The organism is Xanthomonas sp. LF06-19, assembly GCF_034105425.1.
GTDB classification, from domain to species: domain Bacteria; phylum Pseudomonadota; class Gammaproteobacteria; order Xanthomonadales; family Xanthomonadaceae; genus Xanthomonas_A; species Xanthomonas_A sontii.
Genome location: NZ_JAXGGH010000004.1, coordinates 263,333 through 279,841, shown reverse-complemented (window position 1 = coordinate 279,841; position 16,509 = coordinate 263,333). Strand labels below are relative to the sequence as shown.

Annotated in this window: 13 protein-coding genes and 1 pseudogene; 6 read left to right on the top strand and 8 right to left on the bottom strand. The window is 66.2% G+C overall.

Annotated features, from left to right (window positions below; translation table 11 throughout):
• Nucleotides 1–79: 79 nt before the first annotated feature.
• Nucleotides 80–1,597: an MASE1 domain-containing protein gene (locus SLW55_RS10475; RefSeq protein WP_295918727.1), complete on the top strand. Its 1,518-nt coding sequence runs from the start codon at nt 80–82 to the stop codon at nt 1,595–1,597.
• Here the strand turns inward: SLW55_RS10475 and SLW55_RS10470 are convergent.
• Nucleotides 1,581–2,000, bottom strand: coding sequence for a hypothetical protein (locus SLW55_RS10470; protein WP_267098529.1), 420 nt, complete (start codon nt 1,998–2,000; stop codon nt 1,581–1,583). The two genes, SLW55_RS10475 and SLW55_RS10470, sit on opposite strands and share 17 nt — an antisense overlap.
• Nucleotides 2,001–2,310: 310 nt before the next feature.
• Between SLW55_RS10470 and SLW55_RS10465 the strand changes: the two genes are divergently transcribed.
• Nucleotides 2,311–2,754: an Rrf2 family transcriptional regulator gene (locus SLW55_RS10465; protein WP_043092084.1), complete on the top strand. Its 444-nt coding sequence runs from the start codon at nt 2,311–2,313 to the stop codon at nt 2,752–2,754.
• A gap of 2 nt (nt 2,755–2,756) precedes the next feature.
• Nucleotides 2,757–3,677, top strand: coding sequence for an NAD(P)/FAD-dependent oxidoreductase (locus tag SLW55_RS10460; protein ID WP_017913847.1), 921 nt, complete (start codon nt 2,757–2,759; stop codon nt 3,675–3,677).
• Nucleotides 3,678–3,828: 151 nt separating this feature from the next.
• On the opposite strand, the gene SLW55_RS10455 is transcribed toward SLW55_RS10460, so the two are convergent.
• The 4 genes and pseudogenes from SLW55_RS10455 to SLW55_RS10440 form a co-directional block, all read right to left on the bottom strand.
• Entirely contained in the window at nt 3,829–5,994 is a 2,166-nt protein-coding gene (locus tag SLW55_RS10455) for an ATP-binding protein (RefSeq protein WP_267104367.1), read from the bottom strand.
• A 483-nt stretch (nt 5,995–6,477) separates the two neighbouring features.
• Nucleotides 6,478–6,669 (bottom strand): annotated as a pseudogene (locus SLW55_RS10450) (LysR family transcriptional regulator); the annotation flags it as partial.
• 16 nt (nt 6,670–6,685) lie between these two features.
• On the bottom strand, nt 6,686–9,394 hold the full coding sequence (locus SLW55_RS10445; protein WP_320745074.1) for an AAA domain-containing protein: 2,709 nt from the start codon (nt 9,392–9,394) through the stop codon (nt 6,686–6,688).
• A gap of 177 nt (nt 9,395–9,571) precedes the next feature.
• The gene (locus tag SLW55_RS10440) at nt 9,572–10,462 is read right to left on the bottom strand and encodes a LysR family transcriptional regulator (RefSeq protein WP_043092087.1); all 891 of its coding nucleotides are present in this window, start codon (nt 10,460–10,462) and stop codon (nt 9,572–9,574) included.
• Nucleotides 10,463–10,569: 107 nt separating this feature from the next.
• Here SLW55_RS10440 and SLW55_RS10435 point away from each other — a divergent pair, with 107 nt between their 5' ends.
• The 3 genes from SLW55_RS10435 to SLW55_RS10425 all read left to right on the top strand — a co-directional run bounded on the left by SLW55_RS10435 (nt 10,570) and on the right by SLW55_RS10425 (nt 15,039).
• On the top strand, nt 10,570–12,171 hold the full coding sequence (locus tag SLW55_RS10435; RefSeq protein WP_320745072.1) for a proton-conducting transporter membrane subunit: 1,602 nt from the start codon (nt 10,570–10,572) through the stop codon (nt 12,169–12,171).
• Entirely contained in the window at nt 12,165–14,600 is a 2,436-nt protein-coding gene (locus SLW55_RS10430) for a DUF2309 domain-containing protein (RefSeq protein WP_320745127.1), read from the top strand. The genes SLW55_RS10435 and SLW55_RS10430 overlap by 7 nt, the downstream gene beginning before the upstream one ends.
• An 82-nt stretch (nt 14,601–14,682) precedes the next feature.
• Nucleotides 14,683–15,039 carry a helix-turn-helix domain-containing protein gene (locus SLW55_RS10425; protein WP_320745071.1) on the top strand — a complete coding sequence of 119 codons (357 nt, stop codon included), beginning with the start codon at nt 14,683–14,685 and terminating at the stop codon, nt 15,037–15,039.
• Here SLW55_RS10425 and SLW55_RS10420 read toward each other — a convergent pair whose 3' ends face one another.
• The 3 genes from SLW55_RS10420 to SLW55_RS10410 all read right to left on the bottom strand — a co-directional run bounded on the left by SLW55_RS10420 (nt 15,040) and on the right by SLW55_RS10410 (nt 16,473).
• Nucleotides 15,040–15,561 carry an arsinothricin resistance N-acetyltransferase ArsN1 family B gene (locus SLW55_RS10420; RefSeq protein WP_043095100.1) on the bottom strand — a complete coding sequence of 174 codons (522 nt, stop codon included), beginning with the start codon at nt 15,559–15,561 and terminating at the stop codon, nt 15,040–15,042.
• A 40-nt stretch (nt 15,562–15,601) separates the two neighbouring features.
• Complete coding sequence (arsN2, locus tag SLW55_RS10415; RefSeq protein ID WP_320745069.1) at nt 15,602–16,033, bottom strand: arsenic resistance N-acetyltransferase ArsN2; 432 nt, start codon at nt 16,031–16,033, stop codon at nt 15,602–15,604.
• Nucleotides 16,034–16,158: 125 nt separating this feature from the next.
• On the bottom strand, nt 16,159–16,473 hold the full coding sequence (locus SLW55_RS10410; protein WP_017908089.1) for a metalloregulator ArsR/SmtB family transcription factor: 315 nt from the start codon (nt 16,471–16,473) through the stop codon (nt 16,159–16,161).
• Nucleotides 16,474–16,509 lie beyond the last annotated feature (36 nt).

Sequence of the window (16,509 nt, the reverse complement as noted above, 5' to 3'; positions counted from 1 at the left end):
GTCGTCGACACCGCCAACTGTCTACCCTCGCCGCCGATCCGGCTTATACAGTAGCCGCGACATACCACGGATGGCGGGAATGGCCGCGGCAAGAGATATCGCCAAAGGCGTTCTACTGAGCGCCACTTACTGCGCCGCCTTCCTGCTGGCCTGGCGGTGTTCCGTGGACCAGTGGTATCTGCCGGCCGGCGTGCGCGTCGCCAGCCTGCTGTTCCTGCCCGCACGGCGCTGGCCGTGGTTGCTGGCCGGCGATGCCGCCGCGCTGCTGACATTGCGCATTCCCATGAGCGAGACCTGGGGCGCGAGTGCCACCTGGGCGTACCTGAGTCCGTTCCTGCTGATGCCCGCCGTGTCGCTGCTGCCGGTCCTGGCGCGTCAGCGGGTGCCTGACCTGGCACGCAACGATCACTGGCTGCTGCCGCTGACGCTGGCGACCGCGCTGTGGAGCACGCTCTGCAACATCGCGATCAACACCGCGCTGGGCGGCCCCGCCGGGCCGGCGCCGCTCGATGTGCTGCTGCGCTACTGGCTTGGCGACTACCTGGGCACCTTGATGTTCGTACTGCCGGCGTTGCTGTGGCTGCGCCGGGACGAACCCACGCGACTGCGGGCCTCGCTGTTGCGCGAGGGGCTGGCGTCGATCGCCGTGGTCGTCGTGCTGTCGGCGTCCATCGCCGTGGCCGGCGACGCGCTGCTGCGGCAGTTGCTGATGGTCCTGCTGGTGGTCCCGGCGATCGTGCTGACGCTGCGCCATGGCTGGCGGGGCGCGGCGCTCGGCGTGGTCATGGCGAACGTTGCGGTGGCCCTGTCCATGCCCAAGGTCGTCGCACCGGGCATGCACGACGCCGATGCGTTCGTGGTGCAGATTCTGCTCGCCGCCACCGCCACGGTGATGTTCGCGTTCGGATCACGGATCTCCGCCGCCTATCGGCACATGCGCGATGACGGCCGCCTGCGCGAACAGGCGCTGGCCTTCGCACAGGCTGGCTACCTCTCGGCCGAACGCACGCTGCGCCGACGGGTGGTCGACTACACCGACCTCAGCACCCAGATCAACAAGCTGCGCCGCGATGTGGTGGAGGATCTACGCGCACGCGGCCATTACGCCGCCGCCATGCAGATGACCCGCACCGGCGTGATCCAGGCGCAGTTGCTGGACGAGTACGTCACCGCGCTCTACCCGCTCGGTATCGAGACGCATGGGCTGTACCACACGCTGCACTCGCCGACCTTCGCCAACCTGTGCGCCACGGAGTTCCGCTGCCGCCTGTATGGCGATCCGCGACGCCTCTCGCTGGGTCTGCAACTGGTGGCCTATCGCTGCATCCTCGACGCCATCGAGACGCTGCCCGTGGCCCATACGCATCTGCTGCAGGCACGGGTATGGCGTGCGCAAGGACGACAGGGCATCGCCATCCGCATCACCGCCGATGCGGCGATGCTGAGCGCGTTGCGGCGCCGTCCGGAAGCGCCCGAGCGGGAACTTGCGGTCCGCCTGCAGGCGCATGGCGGCACCTGCCGGCGCCGCCATGCGTTGAGCTTCAGCTTTCTGGTGTCCGAAAGCCCGGCCTCCGGCAGCCTCACTCCACCGCCGTGACCTCCCACGCGTCACCGCGTGCATCCGAGCGCAGGCGCACCACCACATCGGCCGTCCGGTAGATCACGCGTGACGGCACCGCAGGCGATGCCGTCAGCGAGACCCGCCCCACGTCGCTGCCCATCGGCAGCACCCACAAGGTCTTGCCGATGCGGCCGACCGCGGCACGGACCACGCCGCTGGCGTCGTTGATCTGCAGGTAGTTCACGCCATCGCGCGAGAACTCATAGACGCGCCAGGCCGAATCCGTCGCGAGATTCAGCGCCTTGGGCACGCTTTCGCCCAGTCCCTTGCCCACCACCCCATGCCCGCCGGAGGGGCAGCAGGACTGCGCCTGCGCCTGAAATGACAGCGCCAACCCCGCTGCGACCACGATTGCCAAGCTCTTCGCCTTCGTTTCCATTGCATCGATCCTTTCCCACCCGGGGAATTCCGCCTGCATCTCAGGCGGGATCAAGGTACGTGGTCCGGGCCGGGAAGCGGTCGACAAACAGCATCGCCGCCATGGCGAGAGACCAGGTCGTTGCCTGTCCACGATGAACAAGCGTCGTGCCGCCACCATGCCCGCGATCGCCGCTGTTTCGATCGCACTCGCCGTGCGTTGCGGGCGCCAGACGCGCACATGTTCGCGGCACACCCCGTTGAACGCGATCGACAGCGCCGGGACGCAACCACGCTTGACCTGCCGCAAATTTCGAAACATCATTAGTTACATGAAACGCGACAGCCGCCTGTCCTCTGTCCTGCATGCCCTGCTGCACATGGCCGAGCACGATGGTCCCATGACCTCCGACGCCCTGGCCCAATGCCTGGGCACCAATCCCGTCGTGGTCCGGCGGACCATGGGGTACTTGCGCGAAGCCGGCATCGTGACCTCGGATCGCGGGCACGCGGGTGGATGGCGCATCCATGCCGACCTGGCCACGGTCACCCTGCGCCAGTTGCATGAAGCGCTGGGCGAACCGGCGCTGTTCGCCATCGGCAATCGCCACGAATCCCCGGAGTGCCTGGTTGAGCAAGCGGTGAATGCCGCACTCGAGGGAACGTTCGCAGAGGCAGAGGCGTTGCTGTTGAAGCGGCTTTCGGACATCACCCTTGCCGACCTGGCCGCCGACTTCGCGCGCCGGCATGCGGCGGCACGACGGACGAGGAGTTAGGCATGCACCACGACATCATCGTCATCGGCGGCAGCTATGCGGGCATGGCCGCCGCCCTGCAACTGCTGCGAGCGCGGCGTTCCGTGCTAGTGATCGATGCGGGCCAGCGCCGCAATCGCACGGCCCACCATGCACATGGCTTCCTCGGCCAGGACGGCGTGCCGCCTGGCACCATCGCGGCGACCGCGCGCCAGCAGCTCAGCGCCTATCCGACGCTGACGTGGCTGGACGCACACGCCCTGACCGCCACTGGATCCTTGGACGTCTTCCGGGTGACCACCTCCGATGGCGGCACCCACCAGGGTCGCCGGATCCTGCTCGCCACCGGCGTGGCCGACCAGCTTCCGGCCGTCGACGGCCTCGCCGAACGCTGGGGCACGGCCGTCTTCCACTGCCCGTACTGCCACGGCTACGAACTGGACCAGGGACGCATCGGCATCGTCGGTGCCGGCCCGCTGTCCGTGCACCAAGCCGAACTGCTCACCGAGTGGGGCAATGTGACCTTACTCGTCAACGGCGCACTGCAGCTCGACGACGCGGCCAGGGCTCTTCTGAGCGGCCGCGGCGTGGCGATCGAGGAGGCGCCCATCGACAGGATCGAGGGGCATGCCGACGTGGTCCTGGCCGACGGTCGGCGCCTGGTCTTCGCCGGCCTGTTCACGGCGACACGCACCACCCCGTCCTGTCCCCTGGCCGAGGCCATGGGCTGCGTGCTGGAGGAGACGCCAATGGGCACCCAGGTCCGCATCGATGCCGAGCATGGGACCTCGGTCGCCGGCGTCTTCGCCTGCGGCGACCTGGCGAAAGCGCCGCATTCGCTGTCATTGGCCGTGGGCAGCGGCGCCATGGCCGGCGCGCAGGTTCACCGCTCGCTGGTATGGCCGGAAACCTTCGCGCCGCCAGCATCAACGCGCACAGGATGACGCGCGCTCGGATTCCACTGCGGTATCGGTCTACGCCGGGCGAATCGCGCAGGCGCGATCATGGCAGGTGTAGCCGTTTGTCTCGGCTGCCCGTCCGCCCATGGCCACAACGCACCAGACGCGACGTGCGCGTACGCTGGACCTGACCAAGTCAGTCGAGCCCGGCAAACAGTCCGTGCAACTCGGCAAACCCCACCGGTTTGACCAGGTGCGCGTCGAACCCTGCATGCGCCGAATCGCGGCGATCGCTGTCCTGCCCCCAGCCGGTCAGCGCGACGATGGTGATGTCCTTGCCCCAGTGGCAATCGCGAATGCGGCGGCACGCCTCGTGCCCGTCCATGCCGGGCATGCCGATGTCCATCAGGATCACCTCGGGGCGCATGCGCGCACCGATCGCCAGCGCTTCCTCTCCGCCGCCAGCGGTGCGCACAGCGTGTCCGTCCAGTTCCAGCAGGGCGGCCAGCGCCAGCGCGATATCCGCATTGTCGTCGACCACCAGGATCCGGCGCATCGCTTGTGCCGGCCGGACATCCCCCGTGGCCGACACGGCAACCGGCGCGGCGTCGCAGGGAAGCCGCACGACGAACGCGCTGCCCTTGCCGGCCCCCTCGCTGCGCGCCTCGACGGTGCCGCCGTGCATCTCGACCAGCCGCCGAACCAGCATCAGGCCGATGCCGAGTCCACCTTGCGCACGCTCCAGGGTCCGGTCCACCTGGGTGAACAGTTCGAAGATGGCATCGACCTTGTCCGGCGGAATGCCGGATCCGTTGTCCGCGACCACGACCTCGACGCTGCCCGCGCCCGCCTCGACCCGCACCTCGATGTCTCCCCCGGGTGGCGTGTACTTGCACGCGTTGGTGAGCAGATTCCCGAACACCTGGGTGAGACGGACCGGGTCTCCTTGCAAGGGCAGCGGCGTCTCCGGCAACACCACGCGCAAGCGATGCCGCTGCTGGTCCAATGCAGGACGGCAGACCTCGACGGCCTGCTGGATCACCTCGGCCAGCAGCAGCGACTCGCGCCGCAATTCCAGTTTTCCCTGCTTGATGCGATTGACGTCGAGCAGGTCGTCCACCAAGCGCACCAGCTGCCGTACCTGCCGTTCCATGACCTCGTGCGCCTTCCGCGACAACGCCTCGTTGCCATGCGAGCGCTTGAGCACTTCCAGCATGTTGCGCAACGGCGCCAACGGGTTGCGCAGCTCGTGCGCGAGCATGGCCAGGAACTCGTCCTTGCGCCGCCGCTCCTGCGCCAGCTCCGCTTCGATCTGATGCCGCTCCACCAGTTCGGCGGCCTGGCGTGCGAGCAGGTCGATGTAGCGCAGCGCGTCCGGGTCGGGGCCGCCCGGCCAGCGGTAATGATTGTTGAGCATGCCCAACAGCCGGCCATCGCGGCTGAGCAAGGGCATGCACTGGATGGAGCGGATCTGATCCTCCAGCACGATCTCCAGCCCCAATGTCCCCTGCAGGCCTTCCAGCTTCTCCACGTCGGCGACGACCAGACGCTGCACCTGCTTCGCCGCTTCCCCGCAACTGGCATCCCACCCATCCTCGCGGAAATGCTCGACCAACCGCGGGCCCAGTCCCTGATGCACGACGATCCGCAGGGTTTTCCTGACCGGATCGAAGATCTGGATGTTGCCCTTGTCGGTTCCCGAGATGTCGGCGGCCGCCGCGAGGATCTTCTGCAGCAGCGGCTCGAACTCTCCCGGCCCCACCAGCTCGGCACTCAGTTCCTGCAGGCGGGCGAGCGCCGCCATTTCCTTGCGCAGATGCGCGGCGGCCCGTTCCCGCTCCACCACGATGCTGGTCACCAGCGCGCCGAACTCGGCGACCTTGCGCTCCCACGCAGTAGCCTGCCGCGCTTCCGCAAGACACAGAAAGAACGATCCGACCGCCTTGCCGCCCTGCCCGATGGCCGGGTGCGAATAGCACGCCAGGATGCCGTTTTCCAGGCAAAGCGAGCGCCAGGGCGCGGCCCATTGCGGCGCGTGCTCCACGTCCTCGCACTCGACCGGATGACCCTCATGGATGGCGGTCCCGCAGGTACCGATGAGCGCTTCCCCGATCGGCAAGCCGCGGATGGCCGCGGCGAATGTCGGCGGGAAGTGCGACGAGTAGCCGCCGCCCATCGTGCGGCGGTCCTCGCTCGCCAGGAGTACGCACGCGCGCGCGCCCGGAGCAAGCCGCGCCACGGCGTCGGTCAGTGCATCCAGGCATTCCTCCATCGGCGCGCCGGACGCGATCATGAGCAGCGCTTTTCTCTGCTCCGCATCCAGGCATGCATCACGTTGGGCCTGTGCAAGTTCTCGGTACACGCGCACCTGCTGGATGGCGGCGCCGGATGTTATCGAATAACACCAGCGCGATGGATTTCGGAGCGAATGGATATCCGCAAAAATGGAAACGCTTTCCGAAGAGATGCGAAAACGATGGTGGCATAGGTCACGCGTGAAGCGCGTGCGACGTGCATCTAAGTCTATGGGTGAATGCCTCGTTAGACCTCAAGCCGTGTGAGCGCTGCATGCACGGGAGTCGTGCGCTCCACGATCGCCAAACTGCGTGAGGGGGCGATGACGCTTGTTCGCAGGGGCAGCAGCGCCCATCGCGTCGTCAACCGACCCTTCGAACCGCTGCGGTTGAAGGACATCGCACGATCGAGACAAGCGCATATCGCCGTGTTCGCGTCACGGGATGGCATGCCACATGTCGTCGCTTGCCTGCGCGACGAACGCGCAGCGGTCGCTCATCGCTGACACACCTAGGGTTCGTCGCAGTTGGCGAGACGTTTCGGCGAGGCGCTACGCGCCACCCGCCGCAGCCGCTGGCTGCAACAGCAGCCGCACCAGCGGATTCGGGAAGCGCCGCGACATGGTGACGGCGTGGAAGGTCTCCACGATGTCCGGCAATTGATCGCCTTCCACCAGCACGCCCGCGGCGATCTCGTCCTTGACCACGATCGGCGGGAGCACGGCCAGGCCGATGTCCTCGCGCACCTTGTCAGGCTATTCAGCTCTCGGCCACAGCACTCATCCACTCTACAAGAAAATCGGTGATCTTCTCCTTGATGCCGCTTTCCACAGTGCGCAAGCGCAGGATGGCAATGCCGCTTTTGGACAAGATTCCGTTCTTCAAGCGATCCCGCTCCATCTGCTCGGGCCGGTCGTGAAGGCCGCCATCGACTTCAATTACCCCCACTGGGATCTTTCCAACCCGGAAATAAACAACAAAATCGCAACTGGCACGCGCCATGAAGGCCCGCTCGCGTTCCGTCAACTCCGGGTTGCTCGAGGCTGCGACTTGATCCAGCTTGACTTGATCGTGGAACATCAAGGCATGGCACTCGGATGTGGACAGAACCTCGCGCAGTAGCTGTGCCACGATCTGCTCGGACTTGTACTGTGAATCTTCGGGGCGCAAGCGAGCATTCAAGCGGGCCAGGGACTGGTCGTACTCGCGGTACAGCAGATCAAATGCAGATATCACAGGCGCCCGCACGACTTGCGCACCCTCGGCGTAATAGCTGATATAGCGCACCAAGGCAGCGATGTGGCCATTGTCGGCAAATACGTCATCGCCAGTCACAAGGGTGAAGCGCTGCTTGGCTCGCGATACCGCCACATTGATCATGCGTGGGTCGTCAACGAAGCTCAGGCGCTTCGGATCCTGGTTGTAGCGCTTCTTGTCCAGCACCGTGGAGAAGACGATCTCATCGCACTCTCGACCCTGGAACTTATGCACCGTGTCTTTCACGAAATCCGCCGGCAGGCGCGAATCAGAGAGATTCACCTGCGCCCGGAACGGCGCGATGAATCCACGCCCATCGCCATCAATGCCAACCGCGTCATCCTCATCATCGAGCACCTTGAGCAGGGAATCCAATTCGCGGAGATTGGTGTTCTGACGGGTGTGGTTGCCCTTGGCGGTCACAATCAGGCGCAAAGGCGCTTCGCTTTGATCTTCGGTCATCGGCACCAATGCGTTATCGTAAAACTGCTGGTTGCAGAACTGGATGATCCTGGGATGGCAGCGATAGTGCTCTTTGAGCAGTGTCCTTGGTAGCGCCTGCTTGAACACGGCGATACACGAATCGAGCAGGCTGTAGCGCTCGCAATCGTAGGCCTCGGCGGGCGCTGACAGACCCAGCTTAACTGGAATGTGCGCCAACTGGCGGTTGTCGCCGACAACAATAAGGTTCCTCGCACAGCCCAGTGGCAAGATGCCCGGTACGATGTCCTGGAGCGAGGCCTCGTCGATGATCACGTAATCAAGGATCGTCTCCGGTGCGATCGAATTGATGATGGAGTGCGTACCGCTTCCCAGGATCGGGAAGCGCTTCAAGAAGACATCGAACCTTTGCCGGTAGGTTTTGCCATCGAAGCTGTCCGATGGCAGGGGCAGACTTTGTAGGTGCTGCTTCAGATGGCGCATGGACGCAGAAGTCATTGCATCCAACAAGGCAGTAAAGTTTCCTTGCGCCAGCGATTTGCGGCAAGCCTGCAACTCCGCCGCCTTTTCCTGCAGCGCCTTGTCGTAGTAGTGCATCTGCAGCGCATGAAACACGGACAGTCGCTCATCTGCGTTGGCGAAAGGCTTGACACGAAGGATCCCGAAGTTGAACAACAACTCGATGCGATCCCGCAGGCGGACACGCTCTTGGCCGAGATGGGCCAAGTAGGCCATCAAGTCTGCGGTCTTGTGCGGCGTCAACCCGTACTTTTCCAGCGAGACGGCAGCATGCACGCCGTTTTCCGCCTGCCATTGCTGGAGATAGCGCCGCTCGATGGTCAACTCGTCGAGTTCGGCCTGCAATTGCGCCAACCGATTGCGATCGCGCAACTGCTGCGTCAAGCGACCCAACAGACCCTGGATCTCCTCCAGCGTCGGCGCCGGCTCGGGTGCGTCAGATGGCCATGGCGGCAGATCGGCGAAAAAATCGTCGCGGTTTTCCTGATTGCCGAGTTTAGCGACCAGATAGCCCAGTCCGCACTTCTCCAACTTCTCGTAGACGTTTTCTACTGCTGCATTGGTGTTGGACAACACCGCCACTGTTTGCCCACGCAGCAGGATGTTGGCAAGGATGTTGAGAATCGTCTGGGTCTTGCCCGTCCCGGGCGGACCCTCGATCACGCTGACCTGAGCACGGAACGCATGCTCGACCGCCGCCAACTGGCTCTCGTTCAGACCGAACGGATAGATCAGGCCCGGCCCGGGGAGCAGCGTGCCGTTGTGTCCCGTGCAGTAGGCATGCAAGGCCGTTTCGACACTGACAGGCAGCCTGCCCAGCTGGTCTACGACATTGGCCGCGATCTTGCTATCTGTTTGCGACGTTGCATGCGCCTGCCGCGCCTTAGCCACCCTGATGAAATATTGCAGAACCGGCGCGCCGTTCTTCACCATCGGCGCAATGAAGTCGATTCCCTCCATTTTGAAAACGTAGGGCTTGTCGGCAGCGCCAGGGTAATGCACCACGGCATACCGCTCGCCATATATCGTCGCCTTCGCGACAGGCGTAACGTTCGTGCTGCCTGATCTGGTCAGCAGCACATCATTCAGTTCGCGAGTGGGAACGATGACGCAATCTTTGAGCGCGTGTAAAACGGGGCCCTTATTTAAGTAGGAACATATCAGCTGCAGACCTGCGCGCTTATCGCTCCAGATCAACCAATTGACGATCTCTGCAGTCTTGTCCTCGCCACCCACCTGGATCGACACCATACGTCTCTGTCCGTGTACTTGGCCGTCGTTCACCCTTCGACCGACAGCCAGATGCCGTTACTTATTCACATGACTTCATATTGCCAGTCTCTCTTCCGACGCAGGTAGACGGCCCAAGCGTTGCATCACGTAGCCTAGAACCTGCCTGAAGATCGGGTAATCACGGGGAAAAAGGAACTACAGGCTTTCTGCTGTTGCCGTCGGCAGCAGCAGCAGCCGCACCAGCGGATTCGGGAAGCGCCGCGACATGGTGACGGCGTGGAAGGTCTCCACGATGTCCGGCAATTGATCGCCCTCCACCAGCACGCCGGCGGCGATCTCGTCCTTGACCACGATCGGCGGGAGCACGGCCAGGCCGATGTCCTCGCGCGCCAGCAGGCGCATCATAGCCATGTCCTCCACTTCCGCGACGATCTGCGGGCGCACGCCCAGACGATCGGCCAGGGCGTCGAATCCCGCGCGCACGCTGTTGTCCACCGTCGGCAGGATGATGGGATGCTGGCGAAGCCGATCGGCGATGCTGGCGGCATGACCCAACCGGTCCGGCGTGCCCACCAAACTGACCGGGCGCTCGGCGAGCCGATGGGTCACGAACGGGGTCAGCGCGTCGGTGGCCGGCGCCTGGTTGAGCAGGACCACGTCGAGATTGAGCGCCTCCAGCGCCCGCAGCAGTTCGCCGGCACTGCCCGAGCGCAGGATCAGGTCGATGTCGGTTCGGCCGAGCAGCGGCCGCAGGAACTCCAGCTGGAAGTTGCGCGACAGCGTGGCCAGCGAGCCAACTCGCAGCGCCTGCCGCGCGGCGCCGGTCTGCCGCAGCGTGCCCAGCAGTTCGTCGCCGGTGGCGAAGATCGCATCGGCGTGGTCCAGCGCGATCTGCCCCGCCTCGGTCAGGTGCAATTGCCGCCCGCGCCGCTCGAACAGTGCATGGCCCAGACGCTCCTCCAGCTTGCGGATCTGCACCGACAAGGCGGACTGGGTGAGGTTGAGCCGCTCGGCGGTGCGGGTCAGGTTGCCGTCGTGGGCCACGGCCCAGAAGTAACGCAGGTGGTTGTAGTTCAAAGCGGCCATTGTTCGATAATAACGAACGATATCGTGAAAACAATGAATTTTTGTTCGACCCCGCCGATCGCTATCGTGGCGCCGCCCGCCACTGCGCTCGATCCAAGGGGATTGCCTTGTCGCTCTATCTGCTGCCGCTGTCCGCCCCGCTCCTGCTGCTTCTCGCCGCCGTGTTCGGCTTCGTTCGCAGTGGCCGACGTCCCCGCGGGGTCCCGGTCCTTGCGGAAGGCGCCGCGCTCGGCGCACTGCTCGTCGCCTTCGCCTCGCTGGCGCTGCTGATCGCCCGCGGCGCCGGCGGCAGCGCATCGATCGGATGGAGCGGCATCGGCCTGTCGGTCCGGCTCGACGCGGTGAGCACCACGATGCTGCTCCTGGTCGCCTTCGTCGGCTGGATCGTGGTGCGCTACACCCGCACCTATCTGGATGGCGAGGCGCGGCAGGGCTATTTCACCGGCTGGCTGTGCGTTGCGCTCGCCGCGGTGCTGCTGCTGGTGCAGGCCGGCAACCTGGTGCAGGTCGTGGTGGCCTGGATCGCGACCAGCATCGCGCTCAATCGGCTGCTGCTGTTCTATCCCCAGCGTGTCGCGGCGCAGCGCGCCGCGCGCAAGAAGCGCCTGTTCTCCAGCATCGGCGCCATCGCCCTGATCTCCGCAACGCTGCTTGTCTGGAAGAGCCTGGGCACCACCGACATCGCCACCATCAACACGCTGGCGCGGAACGGCAAGCATGGCTGGGCCCTCGCCGCGGCGGCCGCCCTGCTGGCGCTGGCCGCGGTACTGAAATCGGCGCAGTTCCCGACCCATGGCTGGCTTACCGAGATGATGGAGGCGCCCACGCCGGTGTCGGCGCTGCTGCATGCCGGCGTGGTCAACGGCGGCGGCTTCCTGCTGATCCGCTTCGCCGACCTGATGCTGGCGGCCCCCGGCGTACTCGCCGTGCTGGCCATGCTGGGCGGGTTCACCGCGCTGTTCGGCGCGCTGGTGATGCTGACCCAACCCGCGGTCAAGACCTCGCTGGCCTGGTCCACGGTCGCGCAGATGGGTTTCATGATCCTGCAGTGCGGGCTGGCGCTGTTCCCGCTGGCACTGCTGCACATCGTCGCGCACTCGCTCTACAAGGCCCATGCCTTCCTGGCCTCCGGCGGCGCCGTCGAGCAGGTGGCGTCCATTCGCCGGCCCGGGCTGGTCGCCGTGCCCGATGGGGCGGCGGTGTGCCGCGCCTTCCTGATCGCGCTGGCGATCTATGTCGGGATCGGCGCCGCCTTCGGGTTCGCCTTCGGCTTCGGGCACAAGTCGCCGCAGGCCCTGGCCCTGGGCGCCATCCTGATCTTCGGTGTGGCCTATCTGCTGGCCCAGGGCCTGGCCGATGCCGCGCCGCGCCCGCTCACCCGCAGGACCGCGCTCTACGCCAGTGCCGCCGCAGTCGGCTATTTCGCGCTGCAGAGTGCAGCCGAATGGCTGACCGCCGGCGTGCTGCCGGCAACGCCGGCGCCGGGCCGGCTGGAGTGGACGCTGATGGCGCTGGCGGTGCTGAGCTTCGGCCTGGTGGCGGTGGCGCAGGCGCTGTTCCCGCTGTGGGCGACGCACCCGGCCGCTGCCGGACTGCGCGTGCATCTCGCCAATGGCCTGTACGCCAACGCCACGCTCGATCGTCTGCTCGGCGGCTGGTCCGTCCGCAAGACCTCGTGCCCCTTCACCGCCAGGACACCCCCATGCTGATGACCACCACCGACGCACCGTCCTTGTCTCACGAGCTGATCATCGCCGCCGCCGCGCGTGCGGCGCGGGCCATTCCCCCGCTTTGGCCGCTCGCCTCGAGCGTGGCGGTCAACCCCTTCCTCGGCCAGACCGGCGAATCGCTGCCGATCGCGGCGGCGCGGCTGCGGCGCGCCGCCGGCATCGCCGCGACCATGCCGCGCGCCTGGTATGCGCAGCGGCTGCAGTCCGGCGAGATCGCCGAGGAGGATCTGCAGGCGGCCTGGCACGCCGCGCCGGCGGCGCTGCGTCCGCCGACCGTGTCCGCGCTCAAACTCGCCGCCGATGCCATGCGCCCTGCCCCGCAGGCAATTCCGACCGTCGCCGACTTGGCCCGCGACGTTTCGGCGATCGACTGGCCGGGCATCGTCGACGAGCGCATCGGCCACTGGGCCGCCAGCTACTTCGATCAGGGCCAGGCGCTGTGGGTCGCCGGGCAGTCCGGCGGCGCCTACAACGCGTGGCGGCTGGTCGCGATGCACGATCTGACGCCGGAAATCGCCGGGCTCACCCGATTCGCGCAGCAGGTGGCGGACGCGCCAGCGACTGCCGAAGAGGCGATCGTCGAGGGCGTCGCCCGCCTCGGCCTCGCGCCAGACGCGCTGGAGGACTATTTCCACCGTCTGCTGACCACGCTGGGCGGCTGGAGCCAGGTTGCGCGGTATCGGCTCTGGCAAGCGGAGTTGAGCGGCGGAACCGATGCCTGCGTCACCGACCTGCTCGCCATCCGCATCAGCTGGGAAGCCGCGCTGCTGGGCAAGTTCGGCGCGGCGATCGCGCCGCAGTGGCGAAGCGCCATCGACGCCTACAGCGCGCCGGTGGCGGCGACACCGGACGATGTCGTCGACAGCCTCCTGCAGGAAGCAGCCGAACGCGCGGCGCAGCGGCGGCTCGACGCCCTGCTTGCGGCACCCGCCCCGCTCACGGCGACACCCGACCGGATGAAGCTGCAGATGGCCTTCTGCATCGACGTGCGCTCGGAAGTGTTCCGCCGCGCGCTGGAAAGCCTCGATGCCGGCATCCAGACCCTCGGATTCGCCGGCTTCTTCGGGCTGGGCATCGGCCATCGCCGGTTCGCCTCGGACGTGGTCGAGGCACGCCTTCCGGTGCTGCTGACGCCAGCGGTGCACACCTGCGCGGGAGCGGCGACGTCATTGATGTCCGAGGCGGACCTCGCCGCGCGGATCACGGCCCGCGCGAAGCGTGCCTGGGGGCGCTTCAAGCTGGCCGCCATTTCCTCGTTCGCCTTCGTCGAGGCCACCGGCCCGATCTACGTCGCCAAGCTGCTGCGCGATGGCTTGGGACTGACGCGCCGCTCGGCGCCGAACGATCCCGCGCCGCGCCCGGCCGAGGCGCTCGACCTCGACACGCGGCTGACCATGGCCACGCGCATCCTCACCGCGATGTCGCTCACCACTGGGTTCGCCCGACTTGTCGTGATCGCCGGCCACGGGGCAAACGTGGTCAACAATCCGCACGCCAGCGCCCTGCACTGCGGCGCCTGCGGCGGCTACTCGGGCGAAGTGAACGCGCGGCTGCTCGCCGCACTGCTCAACGACCCCGAGGTGCGCGCCGGGCTTGCCGAGCGCGGCATCGCCATTCCCGCCGACACGCTGTTCGTCGGCGCCCTGCACGACACCACGACCGATGCGGTCACGCTGTACGGCGCCGACCATCCTTCGCCCGAGCATGCCGCCGACCTCGACCAAGCGGCGCGTTGGTTGCACGCCGCCGGCGCGCTGGCGCGCGGCGAGCGCGCGCTGCGCCTGCCACGCGCGCAGCGCAGCCAGGACATCGCGCCTCGCGCCCGCGACTGGGCCGAGCTGCGCCCGGAATGGGCCCTGGCCGGCTGCCAGGCCTTCATCGCCGCGCCGCGCGCGCGCACGGCCGGACGCGACCTGGCAGGACGCGCCTTCCTGCACGACTACGATTGGCGGCGCGACGAAGGTTTCGGTGTGCTGGAATTGATCCTGACCGCACCGGTCGTGGTCGCCAGCTGGATCAGCCTGCAGTACTACGGCTCGACCGTCGCACCCGAGGTCTTCGGCGCGGGCAACAAGCTGCTGCACAACGTCACCGGCGGCATCGGCGTGGTCGAGGGCAACGGCGGCCTGCTGCGCGGCGGACTCCCCTGGCAATCGGTCCACGACGGCGAACGGCTGATCCACGAACCACTGCGGCTTTCCGTGCTGATCGAAGCACCGACGGACGCGATCACCGACATCCTCGAACGCCATCCGCAGGTTCGCGCGCTGTTCGACAATCGCTGGCTGCATCTGTTCGCGCTGGACGACCAGGGCCGGATGGCGTCGCGCTACACCGGCGATCTGCGCTGGGAGGCGTGTCCTGGCGATGCGCCGCCCAAGCGCAGCGCCGTGCCGGCACACGCGTGACCGGATGTCACCTGGTCACATCGACCCAGCTGTCGACGTTCCTGCACCTGATGCGGGTGGCTGCCTGGGGACGCGTCAGATCATGGATCGCATCGGCGACAAGTGGAGTCTCTACATCGTCGCCACGCTGGCGAACGGCCCGCAGCGCTTCAACGCATTGAAGCGTGGCATCGACGGCATTTCCCAGCGCATGCTGACGCTGACCCTGCGCGGACTGGAACGCGACGGATTGGTCACGCCCACGCTGTATCCGACAATTCCTCCGCGCGTCGATTACGCACTGACCGACCTTGGACGCACGCTATTGAAGCCGGTCATGGCGCTGGTCCATTGGGCGAACGAGAATCAACGCGCCATTGCCGAAGCGCATCGACGTTTCGACGAGGCGCCGGAGCAAGATCAGGTCTTGGTTCAGGGCGTCGTCTACCAGCGTCGCTAGTCAGACCCCGTTTTCGTGGGGCGCGGCTGGAAGAAGCAACTGCCAGTAAGCGACATCCACCCAACGGCCGAGCTTGTAACCGACCTGCTCGAAGTGCGCGACCTTCTTGAACCCCAGCGCCTCGTGCAGCCGGACACTTGCATCGTTCGGCTGAGCGACACCGCCGATGACCACGTGCAACTCCAGCCGTCGCAGTGTTTCCAGCAGCGCGCCATACAGGACAGCGCCCAGCCCTCGCCCACGATGCCCATCATCCAGGTAGATCGTGGATTCCACCGAACGCTGGTACGCCTTCCTCGCTCTCCACTGGGTGGCGTAAGCGTATCCAACGACTTCGTCGCCCACCAGCGCCACCAGCCACGGAAGGCCGACGCGCTGGACGTCTTCAATGCGCCTGGCCATGTCGGCCGACGTCACGGGATCCAGTTCGAACGTGACGCACGTGTTGGCGATGTAGTGGTTGTAGATGTCCGCGATGCGCTGGGCATGCACGGGACTGGCCGAAACGACGGTCGCTGTCACGGTCACCGGCTTCCTTTGTTGATGAGAGGCAAGGCCTGGATCACAGGCGCTTCGACATGCAGACAGCGCTGGACGGACAGAGGCGTTCGAACTGGCTCGACGCCCCGACCAGCGGCGGCACCTGCCGCCGGTCGCACTGTACGTAGCCCATGGCGGTGAACACATCCTGCGCCGTCGTGGTCAGCAGATACAAGGCAAGCACCTCACGCTGCACAGCCAGGCGCTCCGCCTCCCGAACCAGCCGACGCCCGAGGCCATCACCGCGATGCCCCTCCGCGACGCACAACGAACGCAGCACGCCATGTTCGCCATGGAATTCGACAGCCACGGTGCCGAGCAACCCACCCCGACGCGCGGCAAGGAACTGTCGCGACGCGTGACCGGCGATCAGGTCGGAGGTGGGCAACCCCGAGGACTGCAGCAGTTCTTCCGTCTGCGGATCGAACTGCGCCAGGCTGATCACCACGTCCATGACATCACCTCGGTATGTGCAGAAGAACGACACGGCGGTTGGCGACTGCCTGGCGATGCGCCGTCGGCACGACATGAGCCGCGCCCACGCTCATGTCGCAGCCATTCCGCATCGAATGCCAAGCGTCAACAAGTCCGCCCCTCTCCGCAACGCGCGTCGCCGCCGCAGCAGTTCTCGGTCAGGTAATCGAGCAGGCGCGTCATCGTGTCGAACTCGGCGCGATAGCAGACCGTCCTGCCCCTTTGCTCGGCGCGGATCATTCCGACAGCAGCCAGCTCCTTCAGGTGGAAGGACAGGGTCGGCCCCGGCAGGGTCAGCGCGCTGGCGATCTCGCCCGCCAGCTTGCCCGCCGGTCCGGCCTGGACGAGCAGCCGGAAGATGGCCAGACGGGTCTCGTGGCCCAGTGCCGACAAGGCCTTGGTTGCGGTCAAATGTTCCATTATTTTAGAATAATGGAATTAATGAACCCAGGCAAT

What these genes read in the sequence shown, in the direction of transcription:
- SLW55_RS10475 (WP_295918727.1), top strand. Translation starts at nt 80, where the DNA reads ATGGCCGCGGCAAGAGATATCGCCAAAGGCGTTCTACTGAGCGCCACT.
- arsN2 (WP_320745069.1), bottom strand. Translation starts at nt 16,033, where the DNA reads ATGGACGTGGTGATCAGCCTGGCGCAGTTCGATCCGCAGACGGAAGAA.
- SLW55_RS10430 (WP_320745127.1), top strand. Translation starts at nt 12,165, where the DNA reads ATGCTGATGACCACCACCGACGCACCGTCCTTGTCTCACGAGCTGATC.
- SLW55_RS10465 (WP_043092084.1), top strand. Translation starts at nt 2,311, where the DNA reads ATGAAACGCGACAGCCGCCTGTCCTCTGTCCTGCATGCCCTGCTGCAC.
- SLW55_RS10460 (WP_017913847.1), top strand. Translation starts at nt 2,757, where the DNA reads ATGCACCACGACATCATCGTCATCGGCGGCAGCTATGCGGGCATGGCC.
- SLW55_RS10470 (WP_267098529.1), bottom strand. Translation starts at nt 2,000, where the DNA reads ATGGAAACGAAGGCGAAGAGCTTGGCAATCGTGGTCGCAGCGGGGTTG.
- SLW55_RS10445 (WP_320745074.1), bottom strand. Translation starts at nt 9,394, where the DNA reads ATGGTGTCGATCCAGGTGGGTGGCGAGGACAAGACTGCAGAGATCGTC.
- SLW55_RS10425 (WP_320745071.1), top strand. Translation starts at nt 14,683, where the DNA reads ATGGATCGCATCGGCGACAAGTGGAGTCTCTACATCGTCGCCACGCTG.
- SLW55_RS10440 (WP_043092087.1), bottom strand. Translation starts at nt 10,462, where the DNA reads ATGGCCGCTTTGAACTACAACCACCTGCGTTACTTCTGGGCCGTGGCC.
- SLW55_RS10410 (WP_017908089.1), bottom strand. Translation starts at nt 16,473, where the DNA reads ATGGAACATTTGACCGCAACCAAGGCCTTGTCGGCACTGGGCCACGAG.